The 15,469-nt window shown below is 68.0% G+C and carries 22 protein-coding genes and 1 pseudogene; 9 read left to right on the top strand and 14 right to left on the bottom strand.

All coding sequences use genetic code 11. The features are described 5' to 3' along the window. Window positions 1-5: 5 nt before the first annotated feature. The 3 genes from AC1RR5_RS21895 to AC1RR5_RS21905 are packed head-to-tail and all read right to left on the bottom strand — an operon-like array spanning window position 6 to window position 2,416. A complete protein-coding gene (locus tag AC1RR5_RS21895; RefSeq protein ID WP_492925005.1) occupies window positions 6-716 on the bottom strand; it encodes an aspartate/glutamate racemase family protein in 711 nt (236 codons plus the stop codon). A 48-nt stretch (window positions 717-764) separates the two neighbouring features. Continuing rightward, complete coding sequence (locus tag AC1RR5_RS21900; protein ID WP_492925007.1) at window positions 765-1,490, bottom strand: ABC transporter permease; 726 nt, start codon at window positions 1,488-1,490, stop codon at window positions 765-767. Then, the gene (locus tag AC1RR5_RS21905) at window positions 1,490-2,416 is read right to left on the bottom strand and encodes an ABC transporter ATP-binding protein (RefSeq protein ID WP_492925009.1); all 927 of its coding nucleotides are present in this window, start codon (window positions 2,414-2,416) and stop codon (window positions 1,490-1,492) included. Before AC1RR5_RS21905 ends, AC1RR5_RS21900 begins: the two co-directional genes overlap by 1 nt. Window positions 2,417-2,510: 94 nt before the next feature. On the opposite strand from AC1RR5_RS21905, the gene AC1RR5_RS21910 reads away from it, so the two are divergent. Both AC1RR5_RS21910 and AC1RR5_RS21915 read left to right on the top strand, forming a co-directional pair. After that, window positions 2,511-3,014 (top strand): DUF2975 domain-containing protein, encoded by a 504-nt coding sequence (locus AC1RR5_RS21910; protein ID WP_492925011.1) that lies wholly within the window; start codon window positions 2,511-2,513, stop codon window positions 3,012-3,014. Further along, window positions 3,014-3,253 (top strand): helix-turn-helix domain-containing protein, encoded by a 240-nt coding sequence (locus AC1RR5_RS21915; RefSeq protein ID WP_492925013.1) that lies wholly within the window; start codon window positions 3,014-3,016, stop codon window positions 3,251-3,253. Before AC1RR5_RS21910 ends, AC1RR5_RS21915 begins: the two co-directional genes overlap by 1 nt. Here the strand turns inward: AC1RR5_RS21915 and AC1RR5_RS21920 are convergent. Then, complete coding sequence (locus AC1RR5_RS21920) at window positions 3,205-3,849, bottom strand: GNAT family N-acetyltransferase (RefSeq protein WP_492925015.1); 645 nt, start codon at window positions 3,847-3,849, stop codon at window positions 3,205-3,207. The two genes, AC1RR5_RS21915 and AC1RR5_RS21920, sit on opposite strands and share 49 nt — an antisense overlap. Window positions 3,850-3,897: 48 nt before the next feature. On the opposite strand from AC1RR5_RS21920, the gene AC1RR5_RS21925 reads away from it, so the two are divergent. Next, window positions 3,898-4,254, top strand: coding sequence for a hypothetical protein (locus AC1RR5_RS21925; RefSeq protein ID WP_492925017.1), 357 nt, complete (start codon window positions 3,898-3,900; stop codon window positions 4,252-4,254). Between the two features lie 11 nt (window positions 4,255-4,265). Here the strand turns inward: AC1RR5_RS21925 and AC1RR5_RS21930 are convergent, their stop codons facing one another. Together AC1RR5_RS21930 and purE are read right to left on the bottom strand one after the other, a co-directional pair. After that, window positions 4,266-5,351 carry a 5-(carboxyamino)imidazole ribonucleotide synthase gene (locus AC1RR5_RS21930; protein WP_492925019.1) on the bottom strand — a complete coding sequence of 362 codons (1,086 nt, stop codon included), beginning with the start codon at window positions 5,349-5,351 and terminating at the stop codon, window positions 4,266-4,268. Between the two features lie 5 nt (window positions 5,352-5,356). Beyond that, window positions 5,357-5,848 (bottom strand): 5-(carboxyamino)imidazole ribonucleotide mutase, encoded by a 492-nt coding sequence (gene purE / locus AC1RR5_RS21935; RefSeq protein WP_492925021.1) that lies wholly within the window; start codon window positions 5,846-5,848, stop codon window positions 5,357-5,359. A gap of 223 nt (window positions 5,849-6,071) precedes the next feature. On the opposite strand from purE, the gene AC1RR5_RS21940 reads away from it, so the two are divergent. Together AC1RR5_RS21940 and AC1RR5_RS21945 are read left to right on the top strand one after the other, a co-directional pair. Continuing rightward, window positions 6,072-6,788, top strand: coding sequence for a GGDEF domain-containing protein (locus tag AC1RR5_RS21940; protein ID WP_492925023.1), 717 nt, complete (start codon window positions 6,072-6,074; stop codon window positions 6,786-6,788). Window positions 6,789-6,883: 95 nt separating this feature from the next. Continuing rightward, window positions 6,884-7,246 carry a response regulator gene (locus AC1RR5_RS21945; RefSeq protein ID WP_492925025.1) on the top strand — a complete coding sequence of 121 codons (363 nt, stop codon included), beginning with the start codon at window positions 6,884-6,886 and terminating at the stop codon, window positions 7,244-7,246. Here AC1RR5_RS21945 and AC1RR5_RS21950 read toward each other — a convergent pair whose 3' ends face one another. The 3 genes and pseudogenes from AC1RR5_RS21950 to AC1RR5_RS21960 all read right to left on the bottom strand — a co-directional run bounded on the left by AC1RR5_RS21950 (window position 7,247) and on the right by AC1RR5_RS21960 (window position 8,621). Then, entirely contained in the window at window positions 7,247-7,477 is a 231-nt protein-coding gene (locus tag AC1RR5_RS21950) for a YdcH family protein (RefSeq protein ID WP_492925027.1), read from the bottom strand. Between the two features lie 59 nt (window positions 7,478-7,536). Next, window positions 7,537-8,053: pseudogene (locus AC1RR5_RS21955) on the bottom strand (TIGR02444 family protein); the annotation flags it as partial. Continuing rightward, entirely contained in the window at window positions 8,004-8,621 is a 618-nt protein-coding gene (locus AC1RR5_RS21960; protein WP_492925029.1) for a UbiX family flavin prenyltransferase, read from the bottom strand. The pseudogene AC1RR5_RS21955 and the gene AC1RR5_RS21960, both read right to left, overlap by 50 nt. A 130-nt stretch (window positions 8,622-8,751) precedes the next feature. Between AC1RR5_RS21960 and AC1RR5_RS21965 the strand changes: the two genes are divergently transcribed. Continuing rightward, window positions 8,752-8,925 carry a YdcH family protein gene (locus AC1RR5_RS21965; protein ID WP_454717904.1) on the top strand — a complete coding sequence of 58 codons (174 nt, stop codon included), beginning with the start codon at window positions 8,752-8,754 and terminating at the stop codon, window positions 8,923-8,925. A gap of 170 nt (window positions 8,926-9,095) precedes the next feature. Here the strand turns inward: AC1RR5_RS21965 and AC1RR5_RS21970 are convergent, their stop codons facing one another. Then, window positions 9,096-9,809 carry a DUF1013 domain-containing protein gene (locus AC1RR5_RS21970; RefSeq protein ID WP_492925031.1) on the bottom strand — a complete coding sequence of 238 codons (714 nt, stop codon included), beginning with the start codon at window positions 9,807-9,809 and terminating at the stop codon, window positions 9,096-9,098. A 140-nt stretch (window positions 9,810-9,949) separates the two neighbouring features. Then, the gene (locus tag AC1RR5_RS21975) at window positions 9,950-10,924 is read right to left on the bottom strand and encodes an NAD(P)H-quinone oxidoreductase (protein WP_492925033.1); all 975 of its coding nucleotides are present in this window, start codon (window positions 10,922-10,924) and stop codon (window positions 9,950-9,952) included. Between the two features lie 76 nt (window positions 10,925-11,000). Here AC1RR5_RS21975 and AC1RR5_RS21980 point away from each other — a divergent pair, with 76 nt between their 5' ends. Together AC1RR5_RS21980 and rcdA are read left to right on the top strand one after the other, a co-directional pair. Beyond that, window positions 11,001-11,207, top strand: coding sequence for a DUF1192 domain-containing protein (locus AC1RR5_RS21980; RefSeq protein WP_492925035.1), 207 nt, complete (start codon window positions 11,001-11,003; stop codon window positions 11,205-11,207). Window positions 11,208-11,404: 197 nt separating this feature from the next. Continuing rightward, window positions 11,405-11,914 (top strand): protease adaptor protein RcdA, encoded by a 510-nt coding sequence (gene rcdA, locus AC1RR5_RS21985; protein WP_492085304.1) that lies wholly within the window; start codon window positions 11,405-11,407, stop codon window positions 11,912-11,914. Between the two features lie 6 nt (window positions 11,915-11,920). On the opposite strand, the gene AC1RR5_RS21990 is transcribed toward rcdA, so the two are convergent. Beyond that, window positions 11,921-12,610 carry a COQ9 family protein gene (locus AC1RR5_RS21990; RefSeq protein WP_492925037.1) on the bottom strand — a complete coding sequence of 230 codons (690 nt, stop codon included), beginning with the start codon at window positions 12,608-12,610 and terminating at the stop codon, window positions 11,921-11,923. A 182-nt stretch (window positions 12,611-12,792) separates the two neighbouring features. On the opposite strand from AC1RR5_RS21990, the gene rpsU reads away from it, so the two are divergent. Further along, the gene (gene rpsU, locus AC1RR5_RS21995) at window positions 12,793-13,026 is read left to right on the top strand and encodes a 30S ribosomal protein S21 (RefSeq protein ID WP_198576648.1); all 234 of its coding nucleotides are present in this window, start codon (window positions 12,793-12,795) and stop codon (window positions 13,024-13,026) included. A gap of 90 nt (window positions 13,027-13,116) precedes the next feature. Here rpsU and AC1RR5_RS22000 read toward each other — a convergent pair whose 3' ends face one another. Beyond that, window positions 13,117-14,547 (bottom strand): ABC transporter permease, encoded by a 1,431-nt coding sequence (locus AC1RR5_RS22000; protein WP_492925039.1) that lies wholly within the window; start codon window positions 14,545-14,547, stop codon window positions 13,117-13,119. Continuing rightward, a complete protein-coding gene (locus AC1RR5_RS22005) occupies window positions 14,544-15,461 on the bottom strand; it encodes an ABC transporter ATP-binding protein (protein ID WP_492925041.1) in 918 nt (305 codons plus the stop codon). The genes AC1RR5_RS22000 and AC1RR5_RS22005 overlap by 4 nt, the downstream gene beginning before the upstream one ends. Window positions 15,462-15,469 lie beyond the last annotated feature (8 nt).

Below are 15,469 nucleotides of genomic sequence, written 5' to 3' on the forward strand. Positions count from 1 at the left end.
ATCGGCTAGGCGGCGCCGTTCAAGGCGTGGTCGACGGCGGCCATCGCATGCAGGGTCGTGGTGTCGAACACCGGGACCGGGCTGTCCTCCTGCGAGATCAGCAGCATGATCTCGGTGCAGCCCAGGATCACCGCCTGCGCCCCCTGCTCGGCCAGCCGCCCGATCACCGCCTTGTAGACCTCCCGCGAGGCGTCCAGCACCCGGCCGGCGACCAGTTCCTCGTAGATGATCCGGTGCACGGCGGCGCGGTCGTCGGCGTCCGGGGTCAGCACCGTCAGGCCGTGCTTCTTCTCCAGCCGGCCGCGATAGAAGTCGTGCTCCATCGTGAAGGCCGTGCCCAGCAAGCCCACGGTCGTCAGGCCGGCCGCCTTGATCGCCGCGCCCGTCGGGTCGGCGATGTGCAGCAGCGGGATCTGCACCGCCGCTTCGATCTCGTCGGCCTCGCGGTGCATGGTGTTGGTGCACAGGACCAGGAAGTCGGCCCCGCCGGCCTCCAGCGCCCGGGCCGCATCGGCCAGGCGCCGCGACAGCTCGGGCCAGCGGCCGGCGTGCTGCAGATGCTCGATCTCGGCGAAGTCGAACGACCACATCAGGATCCGCGCCGAGGCCACGCCGCCCAACCGCTCGCGCACCGCCTCGTTGATCAGCCGATAGTACTGGGCCGAGCTTTCCCAGCTCATGCCGCCGATCAATCCGATGAGCGCCTGTTCGGCCATGGGTCCGCCTCTTCTGCCTAGGAGCGTCCTAGAGAGACCGGCGCGGGGTTACAACACCTCGCGCCGCGCCAGATGCAGGACGGCCAGGACCAGGACCACCGCGCCCAGGCCGCCGCCCAGGGCCAGGGCCGTCTCGCCGCGCCAGGCCTGCTTGGCCAGCATGTTGACCGGCATCTGCCAGGGGAAGAACACGCCCTCCTTGGCCGAGGTCGCCACCACCGAGAAGAAGGTCCCACCGATGCCGATCGCCAGGGCCGGCACGAAGCTGGCGAAGCGCAGGGCGGTCCATAGCTGGATGGCGATCATCAGGGTCGCGGCGGCCACGACCTTGAGGTTCAGGATCAGCAGCTTGGCCACATCCACGGTCCCGGTCGGGGTGACGGCCGGCTTGATCGTCACCGCCGCCGAGACCGAAGCCCAGGTCAGCAGCAGGTTCAGCCCGCTCATCACTGTCACCAGCACGATCACGCAGATCGCCTTGGCGGCGTAGATCCGCCAGCGCGGGACCGGCAGCGCCCGCAGGTGATCCCAGGCGCGGGGAGCGTGCTCCATGTGCGCCACCAAGGCGGTCAGGGCCGTCACGCTCATCGGCAGCATGAAGAAGGCCCAGGCGGTGCTCGAGCCTTCCATGAACATGTCCCATTTTCCGGCCCGGTTGCCGCGCAGGACGAGGAAGAACACGAAAGCGGCGATCAGCGACGGCGCGGCCAGCGCCAGGACGGCGGCCAGCGAACGGTTCAGCTTGCGGATTTCGACGGACAGGACGGCGAGCATCAGGCGACCTCGGTTTGGCGTTGGGGCGTGGAGACCTGGCGGTAGATGTCCTCCAGCGACCGGTCGCGAGGACCGATGGCGAAGACCGGCAGCCCGGCCTGGACCAGGGTTCGATTCAGCGCGGCGGTCGCCTGGTCCGCGTCCTCGCCGGCGCGAAGAGCCACCACCAGGCCAGCCTCGGTGGGCGCCAGGTCGTGACCGGCCAGCACCTCGGCGGCCTTCGCATCGTCGCCGGTGCGCAGGATGATCTGCGGCGCGAGGTCGGCCTTCAGCCGCGACAGCTCGCCCTGCAGGACCAGGCGGCCGTCATTGACCACGCCGACATGGGTGGCGGTCTGCTCGATCTCGCCCAGCAGGTGGCTGGACAGCAGCACGGTCGCGCCGGTGCGCTCGGGCAGGCTTTTGAGGAACCGGCGCATGTCGGCGATGCCGTCGGGATCGAGGCCATTGGTCGGCTCGTCCAGCACCAGCACCGGCGGCGCGCCCAGCATGGCGCGGGCCAGGCCAAGGCGCTGGCGCATGCCTAGCGAATAGCCTGCGACCTTGCGGCCAGCGTCGGCCCGCATCTCGACCACCTCCAGCACCCGGTCGATCTCGTTGGCGGGGAGGCCCAGCAGAGTTGTGGTCAGGGCCAGGTTCTCGGCCCCGGTCAGGTTCGTGTAGAAGCCGTGCGCCTCGAGCAGCGCCCCGATCTTGCGCGCCGCGCCAATGCGGTCGCGGACGACGTCGACGCCCAGCACCCGCGCGGTCCCGGCGGTCGGGCGAATTAGGCCCAGAACCATCTTCAGCGTCGTGGTCTTGCCCGCGCCATTGCGGCCCAGGAAGCCGTACACCGCCCGTTCGGGCACAGTCATGGACACCGCATCCACAGCCAGGCGGCGGCCGAAGCGTCGGGTCAGGTTTTGCGTCTCGATGGCGGCTGGCATGATGGCCCGGCTCGTTTCGTTTAAGTTAGATATAAAGTTGCGAGCCAACGATCTTTAAGTCAAGATTAAAGACGAGACAGGATCGGAGGCCGCCGTGGGCGCGAAGGACGTCGAGAATTTCCGCCGCATGTGCGGCCAGTTCCGCTGGCTGGCGGTGTTCATGGTCGTCAGCGTCGGCCTGCTGCTGGCGCTGATCGCGTGGATCGCGCCGCTGCTGCAGATGGCGTTGCAAAGGCCATCTGCGCCGCCTCCTGCGAGGATCCTGGCCATGACGATCCAGTACGTGCCGGCCGCCTGCTACCTGTTCGGGGTGTGGTCGATCGGCCAGGCGCTGGGCGAGATCGCCAAGGGCAGGCTGATCCAGGCCGCCCTGCCCTCGGCGCTGCGCCGCGTCGGCCTGGCCCTGGGCGTCGGGGGCGTCGCCAGCGTGTTCGTGGTCATCAACCTGATGCGGCTGGTCGGCGCGGACAAGCGCAGCTATCTGAACTTCGACGTGGCCGGCATGACGCTGGGCATGATCGGCGGCGCCCTGTTCCTGCTGGGCCGCGTGATGGACCAGGCCCTGGCGGCGCAGGCCGAGCTGGACGAGATGATCTGATGCCCGTTCGCGTCACCCTGGACGCCCTGATCGTCGCCAAGGGCCTCAAGGCCCGCGACCTGGCGGCCGAGGTGGGCCTCAGCGAAACCCAGCTGTCGCTGTTCCGCTCGGGCAAGGTGAAGGGCATCCGCTTCCGCACCCTGGCCCGGCTGTGCGCGGCCCTGGGCTGCCGGCCCGGCGACCTGCTGGACTACGACTTCGACGCCGCCGACCTGGCAGGCGCGGACGAGGACGACTGAGCCGCGCGCCACTCCTGGGCGCTCTGGCCCCACATCTGGGTCGGGCCGGCCACGTCCATCGGCGGCGGCAGGCTGACCATCTCCAGGAAACGCGAGCCCAGCCGCGCCGCCACGGCCTGCGAGCCGACATTGTCGGGGTGGATCATGTGGGCGACCGACGGCCAGCCCAGGTCCTCGAACACGAACTTCAGGCCCGCGCCCGCCGCCTCGGTGGCGTAGCCCTTCCCCCAGGCCGAGCGGTGCAGCATCCAGCCCACCTCCCGCGCCGGCCAGCCCTCGGGCTCCCACGGCCCGGAGCGTCCGACCCAGCGACCGGTGGCCTTCTCGATGATCGAGAATGTCCCGAAACCCCGCAGCGGCCACATGCCGACCACCTGGGCCAAGGTGCGCCAGGCGATGCTGCGCGGCATGGCGCCGCCCAGATAGCGCATGCACTCGGCGTCGCCATGGAACTCGGCCCAGCCGGCGTCGAAGTCGGCCTGCTCCGGCACCCGCAGGATCAGCCGTTCAGTTTCGATCACCGGCGTCATGAAGCGCTTCCCCGTCTTGTCGCGAACTCTAGCTGAGCCATTGCCGAACTCAACCTTAGCGGACATGCTCAAGGCATGGCGTTGTCACCTGGAGCAAGGCGGGACCTGACGGGGGTGGCGATCGTCACCGGTCTTGTCGTGGCGATATTAGCGCTGAACTGGCAGACGACCGTCGTGATGTTCTGGGTCGTGTTCTCCGAGCGCCCGCCAGCCTTGCTCAGAGATGCGCGGTGGGACGATCCGGCCTCGGCCCAGCACTTCAACCGCCGGTTCCACGCCGGAACGCCAGAAAGCGAGCTGGTGGCGTGGCTCGAAAAGCATAAGTTCGAGGTCGACGCGCGATCCCGCACCGCGCGGCGCGAGATCAACGGCTTGCCCTGCGTCGAGAAGATCGAGGTAGCCTGGACCCGCGACACGGGCGGCCGCCTGGTGAAAGCCAGCGCCACCCTCTCGCAGATCGTCTGCCTCTAGTCCCGCGCTCTTTAGTCTTTTAGGGACCGCAGCCGGTTCACGTGACCCATCTTGCGGCCCGGGCGCGCTTCGCCCTTGCCGTAGAGGTGGACGCGGGTCTCGGGTTCGGCGGCCAGCTTGCGCCAAGCGTCGACGTCGGCGCCCAGCAGGTTGGTCATCTCGACATGGTGGTGCGGGGCGGTGGGCCCCAGAGGCCAGCCGGCGACGGCGCGGATGTGCTGCTCGAACTGGTCGACCTCGCAGCCGTCCTGGGTCCAGTGACCGGTGTTGTGGACGCGCGGGGCGAACTCGTTGACCAGCAGCTTGCCATCGGCGAGCTCGAACAGCTCGACGCCGATGACGCCGACATAGTCGAGGGCGGTCAAGATCTTGGCGGCGATCTTCTCGGCTTGGTCGCGGGTGGCCGGGGTGATCTTGGCCGGGGCGACGGTGCGGCGCAGGACGCCGCCCTCGTGGTGGTTCTCGCTGACCGGATAGCAGGCGATCTCGCCGTCGCGGCCGCGCGCGGCGATCACCGACAGTTCGCGGCCGAAATCGGCGGGCGCTTCCAGGATGGCTGACCGCCGGCCGATCTTCTCGAACGAGGCCTCGGCGTCGGAAGCCTTCTGGATCCAGGCCTGGCCCTTGCCGTCATAGCCTTCGCGGCGGGTCTTCAGCAGCGACGGCGCGCCGATCTTGGCGATGGCGGCGGCCAGGCTCTCGCTGTCGTGGACGGGGGCGAAGGCCACGGTGGGCACGCCGATCTCGGCCAGGAAGCTCTTCTCGACAACGCGGTCCTGGGCGGCGGCCAGGGCCTTGGCGCCCGGCGAAACGACCGCGCCGAGCGAAGCGAGTTCAGAAACCGTGTCGGCCGGGACGTTCTCGAACTCGTAGGTGACGACGTCACAGGCCTCGGCCAAGCGCTTCAGGGCCCAGCGGTCGTCATAGGCGGCGACGATCTGACGGGCGGCGACACGGCCGGCGGGCGAGCCCTCCTCCGGATCCTGGATGACCACGTCGAAGCCCAGGCGGGCGGCGGCCAGGGCCAGCATGCGGCCCAGCTGTCCCCCACCGAGGATGCCGATGGTCGAACCGGGAACGAGGGGGAAGTCGGCCATAATGCTTAGTCCTCGACGCTCTCGGCGACGCTGTCGGTCTGGGCGGCGCGGAAGGCGGACAGCCGCTGGCCCAGGGCCGGATCCGACAGGGCCAGGATCTGGGCGGCCAGCAGGCCGGCGTTCTTGGCCCCAGCCTCGCCGATCGCCAACGTGGCGACGGGAATGCCGCCCGGCATCTGGACGATCGAGAGCAGGCTATCCAGGCCACTCAGCGCCTTGGACTGCACCGGCACGCCCAGGACGGGGAGATTGGTCATCGAGGCGGCCATGCCCGGCAGGTGCGCCGCGCCGCCGGCCCCGGCGATGATCACCTTGTAGCCCGCGGCCTCGGCGCCCGTGGCGAACTCGAACAGGCGCTGGGGCGTGCGGTGAGCCGAAACGACTTTGGCCTCATAGGCTACGCCCAAGCTGTCCAGCGCGTCGGCCGCGCCCTTCATGGTCGGCCAGTCCGAGCGGCTGCCCATGATGATGGCGACGGGCGGAGTGGTCGAGGTCATCGCGTCTTCCCTGGGCGCGGTGAATGAAGGCCGCCCCGTATGCGCCTCACCCCTTCCGCGCAAGTGCAAAACGACACGAAGCCTACGGAGCGAATGGCCAAGATCGCCCATAGGTCGAGCATGCGACCCTTTGCGCGTGTGACCAATCATCACCCCCGATTGCGCCGAACGCCGTTCCCGTTAACCATGGCGCAGCTGTGCAATACCGATTCCCCGTAAGGTCATGAAGATTACCGGCGCCCGGACCGAACCTTTCGCCGCTATCCGCAAGCGCGCCCTCGTGCGCGCCGGAGCCCAGGTCGTCGCCCGTGAGGTCGCCGCCCCCGATAGCGCCGCCTTCCTCGGCCTGACCGACGCGGATCTGACGCCGCAAGTGGTCGAGGCCTTGAAGACCTTGATGACCGAGATCGATGATCTGCGGAACGAGGTGTCGTCGCTGAAGCTGCGCCTGAACGAGGCGCAGGGCCTGGCCGACATGGACGCCCTGACCCCGGTTCTGAACCGCCGCGCCTTCCTGCGCGAGACCAAGCGCGTCTCGGCCTTCGCCCAGCGCTACGGCTCGTCGGCCAGCCTGGTGTTCTTCGACCTGGACAACTTCAAGAGCGTCAACGACCGCTTCGGCCACGCCGCAGGCGACGAGGCGCTGAAGGCCGTGGCCAAGCGCCTGCTGGCCAATGTCCGCGAGAGCGACCTGGTCGGCCGCATGGGCGGCGACGAGTTCGCCGTGCTGCTGGCCCAGGCCGACAAGGAGACCGCCCTGGCCAAGGCCCAGAGCCTGGCCGAGGCCATCCGTTCACAGCCGGTCGAGTTCGGCGAGTGGTCGGCCCCGCTGCACGTCTCGTTCGGCGTGCGCGAGATCGAGCCCGGCGTCGATCCGGAAGTGTCGCTGGCCGAGGCCGACGCGGCCATGTTCGTCCGGAAGCGTAAGGCCGTCGGCTAACAACCCTCAGTGATGCGACTTTATCGCACGGCGACTAGCAGCCCTTCGGCGGGGTAACACGTTCACAGTCTGTTAAGCATGACTGGGCGGGTTACATGCAGCGTATTCTGGTCGCCGAGGACGATCCCGTCCTGTCGATGATCTACGAGATCACCCTGACCGAAGCGGGGTTCGACGTCCTGCTGTGCCAGGACGGCCAGGCGGCTTTCGAGGCGCTGGACAGCTTCGCGCCCGATCTGGTGATCACGGATCATTCCATGCCCCGCATGAGCGGCGGCGAACTGGTCAGCGCCGTGCGCAAGGTCCGCCCCGGCGCGGCCACCCTGATGGCTTCGGCCTGCGACGCCCGCTTGCTGAAGGCCGACCAGCACGCCGACGCGCGTCTGGAAAAGCCGATCACGCCCGGCCGTCTGCTGCAGACGGTCCGCGACCTGGAGGCCGCGCGCGAAGCGGCCTGACTAGGCGATGATGTCGGGGGTCAGCTGGTCTTCCAGCCGGCCGACCTCGTCCTTGAGGGCGAGCTTCTTCTTCTTCAGACGCGCGATCTGCAGCATGTCGGGCTGGTAGCGCTCTTCCAGCGCCCGGATGGCGTCGTCGAGGTCCTTGTGCTCCTCGCGCAGGTCGGCAAGGCGACGTTCGATCGCGATGTCGGTATCTTCCGACGGATCATCGTCGTTCATGGACGTCATCTCGGTGGGGCCCCTTCACCGGGTGATAGATAGCAAAGGCTGACAGCCGGTAAAGGCGCTCAGCCCAAAGGTTTCTCAAGGGCGGAAGCCAGCCGTTCGAGCGCGCTCCGGCGCGGCGGGTCGCCGGAAGCTTCAGCGGCGGCGACGAGGCCGTCCAGAACCGAGACAGGCGCGGCAGATGGACCGCTGAGCGCCTCCAGGCTTTCCATCAGCACCCGCTCGCCCTTCAGCTCCACGGCCTTCACCGCGTCGCGCAGGGCCGCCTTGGCCGCGTCGTCGACGGGAGGGCGCGCGGGCTTCAGCGCCCGGCGCACGCCGCGCAGGGGCGCGCCGATCTCGGCGTCCCAGGCGCGCATCGTCCTGGCGGCGTCCTTGAGGTCAGCGGAGCGCCCCTCCCCGGCCATCCAGGCGGCCCACAGCAGGTACGGCACGTTCTGGCCGTGGGCGTCCTGCAGGTGCAGGCACGCGTCCGCGACAGGTTGTCGCGCATAGACCTCCAGGGCCCAATCCCACAGCCGCATGCGCGTTAACCTTCGCCTTTGCCGGAGAGGGTCTCGAGGTCTTCGCCCCAGCGCTTCACCGGCTTCCAGGAGAGGTCGAACAGGTCCAGCGCCCGGCCGACCGACTGGTCGACCATCTCGGCGATGGTGGCGGGCTTGGCATAGAAGGCCGGCAGCGGCGGCGCGATCACCGCACCCATCTCGGCCAGCTTGGTCAGGGTGCGCAGGTGGCCCAGGTGCAGCGGCGTCTCGCGCACCATCAGCACCAGGGTGCGGCGCTCCTTCAGGGTGACGTCGGCGGCGCGGGTCAGCAGCGAAGACGTCACGCCGGTGGCGATTTCGCTCATGGTCCGGACGGAACACGGCGCGACGATCATGCCTAAGGTTTTGAACGAACCCGACGCGATCGACGCGCCGACATCAGCCGTGCGGTGTACGACCTCGGCCTTGGCGTTGACCTCGGCGACGCTCAGGTCTGCCTCCTGGGCGAGCGTCAGCGCCGCGGATTTGGACACCACCAGATGGCTCTCCACCCCCAGTTCGCGCAGCGCATCCAGGGTCCGAAGGCCATAGACGACGCCCGAAGCGCCCGTGATCCCCACGACTAGCCTTTGACGATCAACGGTCTTCGAAGCGTCCGTCATGGTAAATTTTCGTCCGTCTTGGGAGCAAACTGCGCCACGTCAAGCGGGGCCGCTTGCAATCATATGTGATCTGACAGCGCCGCGCAGCGGGTGTTCACTTTCTTCTCCAACAGCAATGGAGCCGAGAGCCATGGCCATCGAATCCCGTATCCGCGAGCTTGGGTCCCGTCACGAGAACCTTGATCGCAAGATCCAGGAGGAGACCAGTAGACCCGGTAGCGACGCTACAATGCTTATGGAGCTGAAGCGGCAGAAGCTTCGGCTGAAGGAGGAGATCGAGGGCCTCAGGGCGCGACTTCACTAGCTGCTAGAGCCCTTTCCGACCTGATCGAAACGATCATGTCGGATAAAAAAGGGCTCTCTTCGAAAGTTGGAGCATTTTCCGATCGGAAAATGCTCGAGCAGCCGAAAAACACGAGGCCCCGCTCCGGCAAGGAGCGGGGCCTCTGCTTTTCAGGCCGCGGGAGCGGAGGACTAGTCCTCGTCTTCCTCGTCGACATAGCCCGACGACTTGCCGAACACGTCCTCGGCCTTGATGTCGCCGCGCGGGGCGCGGAAGTCTTCTTCCTCTTCCTCGACTTCGGGCTCGAACTGGCCGGCTTCCGAAGCGGGGCGCAGGGTCGGGTCTTCCGGCAGGATGCCCTTCTTCAGGTCGTCCTTGGCCTTCTTCTCGGCGGCCTTCTTGACCAGCGCGTCCAGCTCCAGCTGGCCGACCAGGCCCAGGGTCACCGGATCGATCGGCTTGATGTTGGCCGCGTTCCAGTGGGTGCGGGCGCGGACCTGCTCGATCGTGGCCTTGGTGGTGCCCAGGATCTTCGAGATCTGGGCGTCGGTCACTTCGGGGTGGTGGCGCAGGAACCAGGCGATGGCGTCCGGGCGGTCCTGGCGGCGCGACACCGGGGTGTAGCGCGGGGCCTTCTTCTGCGGCTTCAGCAGCTCGGCGTGACGGCTGACCTGGGCCTTCATGCGGTAGGCGTCGTTGGCCTGGGCCTTGTCCAGCTCCTCGCGGGTCAGCTGACCGTTGCCGATCGGATCGGCGCCGCGGATGTCGCGCGCCACTTCACCGTCGGCGATGCCACGCACTTCCAGCGGGTGCAGACCGCAGAAGTCGGCGATCTGCTCGAAGCTGAGAGAGGTGTTGTCCACCAACCAGACGGCGGTCGCCTTGGGCATCAGGATGTCGGACATGCGGTCCTCCAGAAATGACGGCGCCCGGCCTTTCGGCCGGGCGGGATGTTGGAAAAGCTATAATCCGCTTCTCGTGAAAAGGGAACGGGGATCAAGCAAACTTCAACAGCGTCAGAGCTTTCAGGCGCGCCTAGTCTTCCCTAGACCGTCAGCACCACCTTGCCCACGTGCTCGCCGGCTTCGAGATGGGCGTGGGCCTTGGCCGCATCCGCCAGCGGGAAGGTCGCGTCGATCAGGGGCTTCAGCTTGCCCGCCGCCACCCAGGGCCAGGCCACGCGCTCGACCTCGGCGGCCAGGCGGGCCTTTTCGTCGGCCGAGCGGGGACGCAGGGTCGAGCCGGTGATCACGGCGCGCTTCTGCATGACCTTCATCACCGGAACCTCCAGAACCGCCCCGCCCAGGCTGGCGATGTAGACGATGCGGCCGCCGACATTGAGGGCGTCGAGATTCTTCTCGAAATAGCTGGCCCCGACCATGTCGAGCACGACGTCGGCGCCGCCGGCGGCCTTCACGACCTCGGCGAAGTCCTCGGTCTTGGTGTCCACGGCGATGTCGGCGCCCAGTTCGAGGGCCTTGGCCTTCTTGTCGGCGCCGCGTCCCGTCGCGATGACCTTGGCGCCGGCCGCCTTGGCCATGGCGATCGCTGTTGTTCCGATTCCGGACGTTCCACCGTGAACCAGCAGCGTCTCCCCGGCCTTCAGCGCGCCATGCTCGAACACATTGGCGAAGACGGTGAAGACGGTCTCGGGCAGGGCCGCGGCGTGGACCAGGTCAAGGTCACCCGGGATCGGCAGGGCGTGGCGGGCGTCGACCGCCACATATTCGGCATAGCCCCCGCCACCCACCAGGGCGCAGACCTTGTCGCCGACCTGCCAGCGCCCGGCGGCGACCACGACTTCGCCCGCCACTTCCAGGCCCAGGGTCGCCGGCGCGCCCGGCGGCGGCGGATAGAAGCCCATGCGCTGCAGGAGGTCGGGACGGTTCACGCCGGCCGCGGCGACCTTGATCAGGATTTCGCCCGGTCCCGGCGCGGGACGCTCCAGCTGGACGGCCTGCAGGGCCTCCGCCGGGCCCTTGCCGCCCTCGATCGCGATCGCCGTCATCGTCTGCGTCATGGAGCCTGATCCTCGTGAAGCTTGCCTTGGGACCTAGGTAGGGGTCAGATATCCAACGGAAAAGGGAGAAAAGCCGATGTTCGAAGAGCCTGCGGAACCCCGCGCCTTCAGCGGACGCGCTTTGAACGAGACGACCCACGAGGATCTGGAGATCTACGGCGTCGCGGAACTGGAGGAGCGGATCGAGGCCCTGCAGGCCGAAATCAAACGCACCAAGGCCCAGCTGACCAAGAAAAAAGCCGGGCGCGACGCGGCGAATGCGCTGTTTGGTCGCCTGGACTAAAAGCTCTTTTAAGGTTTCGGTGAGGTTACTGGCGTCTTAAGCGTTCATCCGCTTTCGGACGCAACTCTACAGTAAGAGTATCGTCGGTTCGAAGGGGGGCGGGTCGCGAAACGGGACGGTTGGGTTTGGCACGGGCGTTGCAGTTCCGTCACCAAGCGAGACGTCCTCGCGGCCTTTCGAAGGGGCATTGAGTAGCTATGACCGAAGTGAACGCGTTCGCGGACACGCCTTGGCGCGCTGGAGTCATCCAGGACTTCGCGCGATCGGAACTGTTCGACCGCACTTTCGAAGAGGGCATGCAGCTGGTCGAAGAGACCGCCGCCTATCTCGACGGGGCCGGCCGGCATGACAGCAAGGTGCTCTCGCGCAATGCCGCCCTGGGCTACGCCACCGAGAGCATGCGCCTCACCACCCGCCTGATGCAGGTCGCCTCGTGGCTGCTGGTCCAACGCGCCGTGCGTGAGGGCGAGATGCCGCCGGAAGCCGCTTGCGCGGAATCGTATCGCCTGGGCGAGGAAGCCACCGGCGAGGCTCCGGCCATCGAGGAGCTGCCCTTCGGCCTGACCCACCTGCTAACGCGCTCTGAGCGCCTGTACGAGCGGGTCCGCCACCTGGACCGCCGCATGTACGTGGAATCGCCGAACGAAGAGGCCCCTCGCCCCGTCCAGGCCCACTTCGACCGCCTGACGGCCGCTTTCGGGGGCTAAGGCCCCCTACTTGCCGTAGCGCATCCTGGCGAGGGCAGAGACCATCTCGCTCGCCAGGTCCATGGGCTTGAGGCCCGCCTTCCATTTCTCGAAGGCCATGACGTTGTCGATGCGCGCGTCGAGGTGCGTCAGGGCCGAGGCGCGGCCCGAGGCCAGATCCACGGCCAGGGTCGAGATCAGAATCCCCGACAGAATCGCCCGCTTGGAATAGTGGTTCTCGTCGGTCGCCACGTCGCCGGCCCAGCGCCAGATCATGTCGGCCGATTCCCAGGTCAGCCGCAGGGCCAGGGGCAGATTGGTCGGAAAGGCCAAAAAGGCGGCCAGCGGACGCATCACATCCGCGTGCTCTTGAGCCGCGTCGAGCCGCGCCACGACGCCCTCGCGAATCCGCTGCCGGATCTTCAGAGCGGCGACGTCGAACGCCTTCAAACGGCCGAGCGCCGCCGCGTCATGGCGTCGCGACAGCAGGGCCGCCAGGTCGCGAGGACCTTCGGGCAGCAGCAGCTGGCCCTCGGCCTCGCTCAAGCCCGCCGCCGCCAGGGCGCGGCTGACTAGTCCGGCGTTCCAGCCCAGCTTGGGCGCGAGGCGCAGGGCCTCGTCCAGCACGCGCTGCTCGGCGTCGTCGGCCCACGACGATCCCGGTTGATCCGAAGCTTGACTGGCGGTCTCGTCGAGGGTCTGGGCGGTTTGCGTCATAAATCCGAGTCTACACCGAGGTTTAGGCCGCGTCGCGCATGGACAGCGGCCCTCCGCTCTGCTATCAGCCCCGCCTCATCGCCTGGGAGAACCCCTTCCAGGTTACCCGGTTTTGTTCGCCCGCCCGGCCCCTCAAGAGGGACTTGGGAATATTGGTCGGGCTGTCGAATGGAGAGATACCCCTGGTCCAGATTTTCGTCCGCGACAACAACGTCGATCAGGCGCTGAAGGCCCTGAAGAAGAAGATGCAACGCGAAGGCTCGTTCCGCGAAATGAAGCGGCACGTGCATTATGAAAAGCCGTCGGAAAAGCGCGCTCGCCAAAAGGCCGAAGCCGTCCGTCGCGCTCGCAAGCTGGCCCGCAAGCGCGCCCAGCGCGAAGGCCTGCTGCCGATGCCGAAGAAGCCGGCCCGGTAGAACCGGACCTTTCTTCGCTGAAGATTTCGAAAGCCGCGCGGTGATCCGCGCGGCTTTCGTCGTTTCTAGGCTGTACGTTGTTTTTGGGCCCTACCCCGCCTGTTTGCGCAGGATCAGGCCAATCAGGGTCTTGAGGTTCACCTTTCCGGTCGCCAGGGCGCCCACGTGGAAGGCCCGCGTCGAGAAGGCAATGATCGCCACGACGGTCACGGCCATCAGCACCGTGGTGCCGACCACCTGGACCAGCGGCGGATCGCTGGCGATGCGCACCGGCATCAGGAACGGGGTGAAGGGCGGGATCCAGGACAGGGCGCTGAGAATCGGCGCCTCGGGCGAGCGGATCGCCTGGCCCATGAAGATCACCGGCACCGTCATCACCATCATGATCGGCCCCAGCAGGGTCTGGGCGTCGCGCTGGCTCTCGCAGAAGGCCCCGATGCCGGCGAACAGCGCCGCGTACATCAGGTAGCCGCCGATCAGGTAGGCCCCGAAATAGAACACCAGCCCCTTGCCCAGCAGCACGGCTACCAGGTCGCCCGCCAGGCCGGGGGCGAAATTGATCAGGGCCAGCCAGCCGCCCATGGCCCAGACGCCCAGCACGGTCAGGGTCAGGCCCGCCACGCCCAGGATCTTGCCGCCCATGATCTCGGGAACCGAGGCCGAGGACAGCAGCACCTCGAGGATCTTTGACGACTTCTCCTCGATCACGCTGTTGAGCAGGATACTGGCCCCGGTCAGGATCATCGACCACAGCAGCATGCCGGCCGCGAAGCCCACGATGGTCGGCAGGCGGTCGCGCAGACTGACCTTCTCGCCCGAGGCCGCCTTGGGCGACAGGCTGTTGAACGTGGGCCTCAGCGCGTCGGCGGCGTTCAGGGTCTGGGGCGAGACGCCGGCGCGGGTCAGGGCCCGCTCGCGCATGATCTCGCCCACGGCGGCCTTCAGGTCGCCCTCCAGCACCGGCGCGCCCAGATTGCGGCTCCACAGGTCCATGACGATGGCGTCGTCGCGGCCGCTGAGGATCAGCACCGAATCGAGACGCTTCTCGGCCACCGCGCGGCGGGCGGCGAGCCCGGCGGCGCGCGGGGTCGTCGCGGCCTGGGCCTCGGCGGGCGCGGGCAGGACGATCGCCTTGGCCCTGGGCGTCTTGTAGCGGGCGGCGGCCGAGGGGTTGTAGCGGGCCAGGACCTCACGGCCGGCCGCATCGCCACCGGCCTGCTGGGCCTTGCGAACCTCCTCCTGGGCCTTGGGACCGGCCGCCGACAGGGCCGCCGCGCGCAGGGCGCGCGCGCCGTCGCGGGTCTGGTTCTCGACGATCGCCTTGGCCAGGGCCGGACCGAGGTTCTGGCCGGTCAGGTCGACGATCGCCAGGCGCTCGGGCTTGGCCGACTTCATCATCATCAGCGGCGCCGAGGCGCTGATCCCGATCACCAGAGGCAGGGCCACGATCGACAGCCAGAAGCCGACGGTGCGGACATAGGCCAGGTATTCCCGGCGCGCGATCTTCAGCAGGCGGCTCATGCCTGGCCTCCCGTCAGGACGATGAAGGCGTCGTGCAGGCTGGGCTCCTTGAGCTCGAACCGTCGCAGCGACAGGTCACGCGCGAAAGCGGCCTTCAGGGCGTCGTGGCCCGTTCCAGCCTCAGGGAGCACCGCCACGTGTCGCCAGCCGCCGTCCTGCAGGGTCTCGGAGGTCACCGCGCCCAAACCCGGCAGAGCCGCGACCTGCTCGGCAGACAGATCGCCTTCCAGCACCAGCGCCCGGGGCGCGGCGCAGCGGGCCGTGGCGACGTCGCCGTCGAACACCTTACGCCCCCGCGCCATCAGCACGACCTTGTCGCACAGGCGCTCGGCGTGCTGCATCACGTGGGTCGAGAACAACACCGTGGCCCCGCGCGCGGCGATCTCGCGGATCATCGCCTCCAGGGCCTGCTGGTTGACCGGATCCAGGCCCGAGAACGGCTCGTCCAGCACCACCAGCTCAGGCTCGTGGGCCAGGGCCGACAGCAGTTGGACCTTCTGGGCCATGCCCTTCGAGAGGTCCTTGATCGGCTTCTTCATGGCGTAGCCCAGGCCTTGCGCCTCCAGCATCGCCTTGGCCCGCTTGCGGCCCTCAGTCTCCGGCACGCCCTTCAGCCCCGCGAAGAAGGCGATGGCGTCGATCGGGGTCATGCGCTTGTAGAGGCCGCGCTCCTCGGGGAGGAAACCGATGCGGTCGCGCACCTTCTGGGCGTCGTCGCCGCCCAGCACCGCGATCCTGCCCGCACTGACCGGCAGCAGGCCCAGGATCATGCGGATGGTCGAGGTCTTTCCCGCGCCATTGGGGCCCAGGAACCCGGTGATCCGGCCGGCGGGGACGTCGAAGCTGACATCCCGCACGGCATGGAAGTCGTCGTAGGTCTTGCTGACGCCCTCCAGGCTGACCGCATTGCCCATGACGGGAC

The organism is Caulobacter sp. GW821-FHT11E11 (assembly GCF_058808315.1).

Bases quoted from the DNA above. Each gene is read 5' to 3' on its own strand.
- AC1RR5_RS21895 (WP_492925005.1), bottom strand. From the start codon at position 716: ATGGCCGAACAGGCGCTCATCGGATTGATCGGCGGCATGAGCTGGGAA.
- AC1RR5_RS21900 (WP_492925007.1), bottom strand. From the start codon at position 1,490: ATGCTCGCCGTCCTGTCCGTCGAAATCCGCAAGCTGAACCGTTCGCTG.
- AC1RR5_RS21905 (WP_492925009.1), bottom strand. From the start codon at position 2,416: ATGCCAGCCGCCATCGAGACGCAAAACCTGACCCGACGCTTCGGCCGC.
- AC1RR5_RS21915 (WP_492925013.1), top strand. From the start codon at position 3,014: ATGCCCGTTCGCGTCACCCTGGACGCCCTGATCGTCGCCAAGGGCCTC.
- AC1RR5_RS21920 (WP_492925015.1), bottom strand. From the start codon at position 3,849: ATGTCCGCTAAGGTTGAGTTCGGCAATGGCTCAGCTAGAGTTCGCGAC.
- AC1RR5_RS21930 (WP_492925019.1), bottom strand. From the start codon at position 5,351: ATGGCCGACTTCCCCCTCGTTCCCGGTTCGACCATCGGCATCCTCGGT.
- purE (WP_492925021.1), bottom strand. From the start codon at position 5,848: ATGACCTCGACCACTCCGCCCGTCGCCATCATCATGGGCAGCCGCTCG.
- AC1RR5_RS21940 (WP_492925023.1), top strand. From the start codon at position 6,072: ATGAAGATTACCGGCGCCCGGACCGAACCTTTCGCCGCTATCCGCAAG.
- AC1RR5_RS21945 (WP_492925025.1), top strand. From the start codon at position 6,884: ATGCAGCGTATTCTGGTCGCCGAGGACGATCCCGTCCTGTCGATGATC.
- AC1RR5_RS21950 (WP_492925027.1), bottom strand. From the start codon at position 7,477: ATGACGTCCATGAACGACGATGATCCGTCGGAAGATACCGACATCGCG.
- AC1RR5_RS21960 (WP_492925029.1), bottom strand. From the start codon at position 8,621: ATGACGGACGCTTCGAAGACCGTTGATCGTCAAAGGCTAGTCGTGGGG.
- AC1RR5_RS21965 (WP_454717904.1), top strand. From the start codon at position 8,752: ATGGCCATCGAATCCCGTATCCGCGAGCTTGGGTCCCGTCACGAGAAC.
- AC1RR5_RS21970 (WP_492925031.1), bottom strand. From the start codon at position 9,809: ATGTCCGACATCCTGATGCCCAAGGCGACCGCCGTCTGGTTGGTGGAC.
- AC1RR5_RS21975 (WP_492925033.1), bottom strand. From the start codon at position 10,924: ATGACGCAGACGATGACGGCGATCGCGATCGAGGGCGGCAAGGGCCCG.
- AC1RR5_RS21980 (WP_492925035.1), top strand. From the start codon at position 11,001: ATGTTCGAAGAGCCTGCGGAACCCCGCGCCTTCAGCGGACGCGCTTTG.
- rcdA (WP_492085304.1), top strand. From the start codon at position 11,405: ATGACCGAAGTGAACGCGTTCGCGGACACGCCTTGGCGCGCTGGAGTC.
- AC1RR5_RS21990 (WP_492925037.1), bottom strand. From the start codon at position 12,610: ATGACGCAAACCGCCCAGACCCTCGACGAGACCGCCAGTCAAGCTTCG.
- AC1RR5_RS22000 (WP_492925039.1), bottom strand. From the start codon at position 14,547: ATGAGCCGCCTGCTGAAGATCGCGCGCCGGGAATACCTGGCCTATGTC.
- AC1RR5_RS22005 (WP_492925041.1), bottom strand. From the start codon at position 15,461: ATGGGCAATGCGGTCAGCCTGGAGGGCGTCAGCAAGACCTACGACGAC.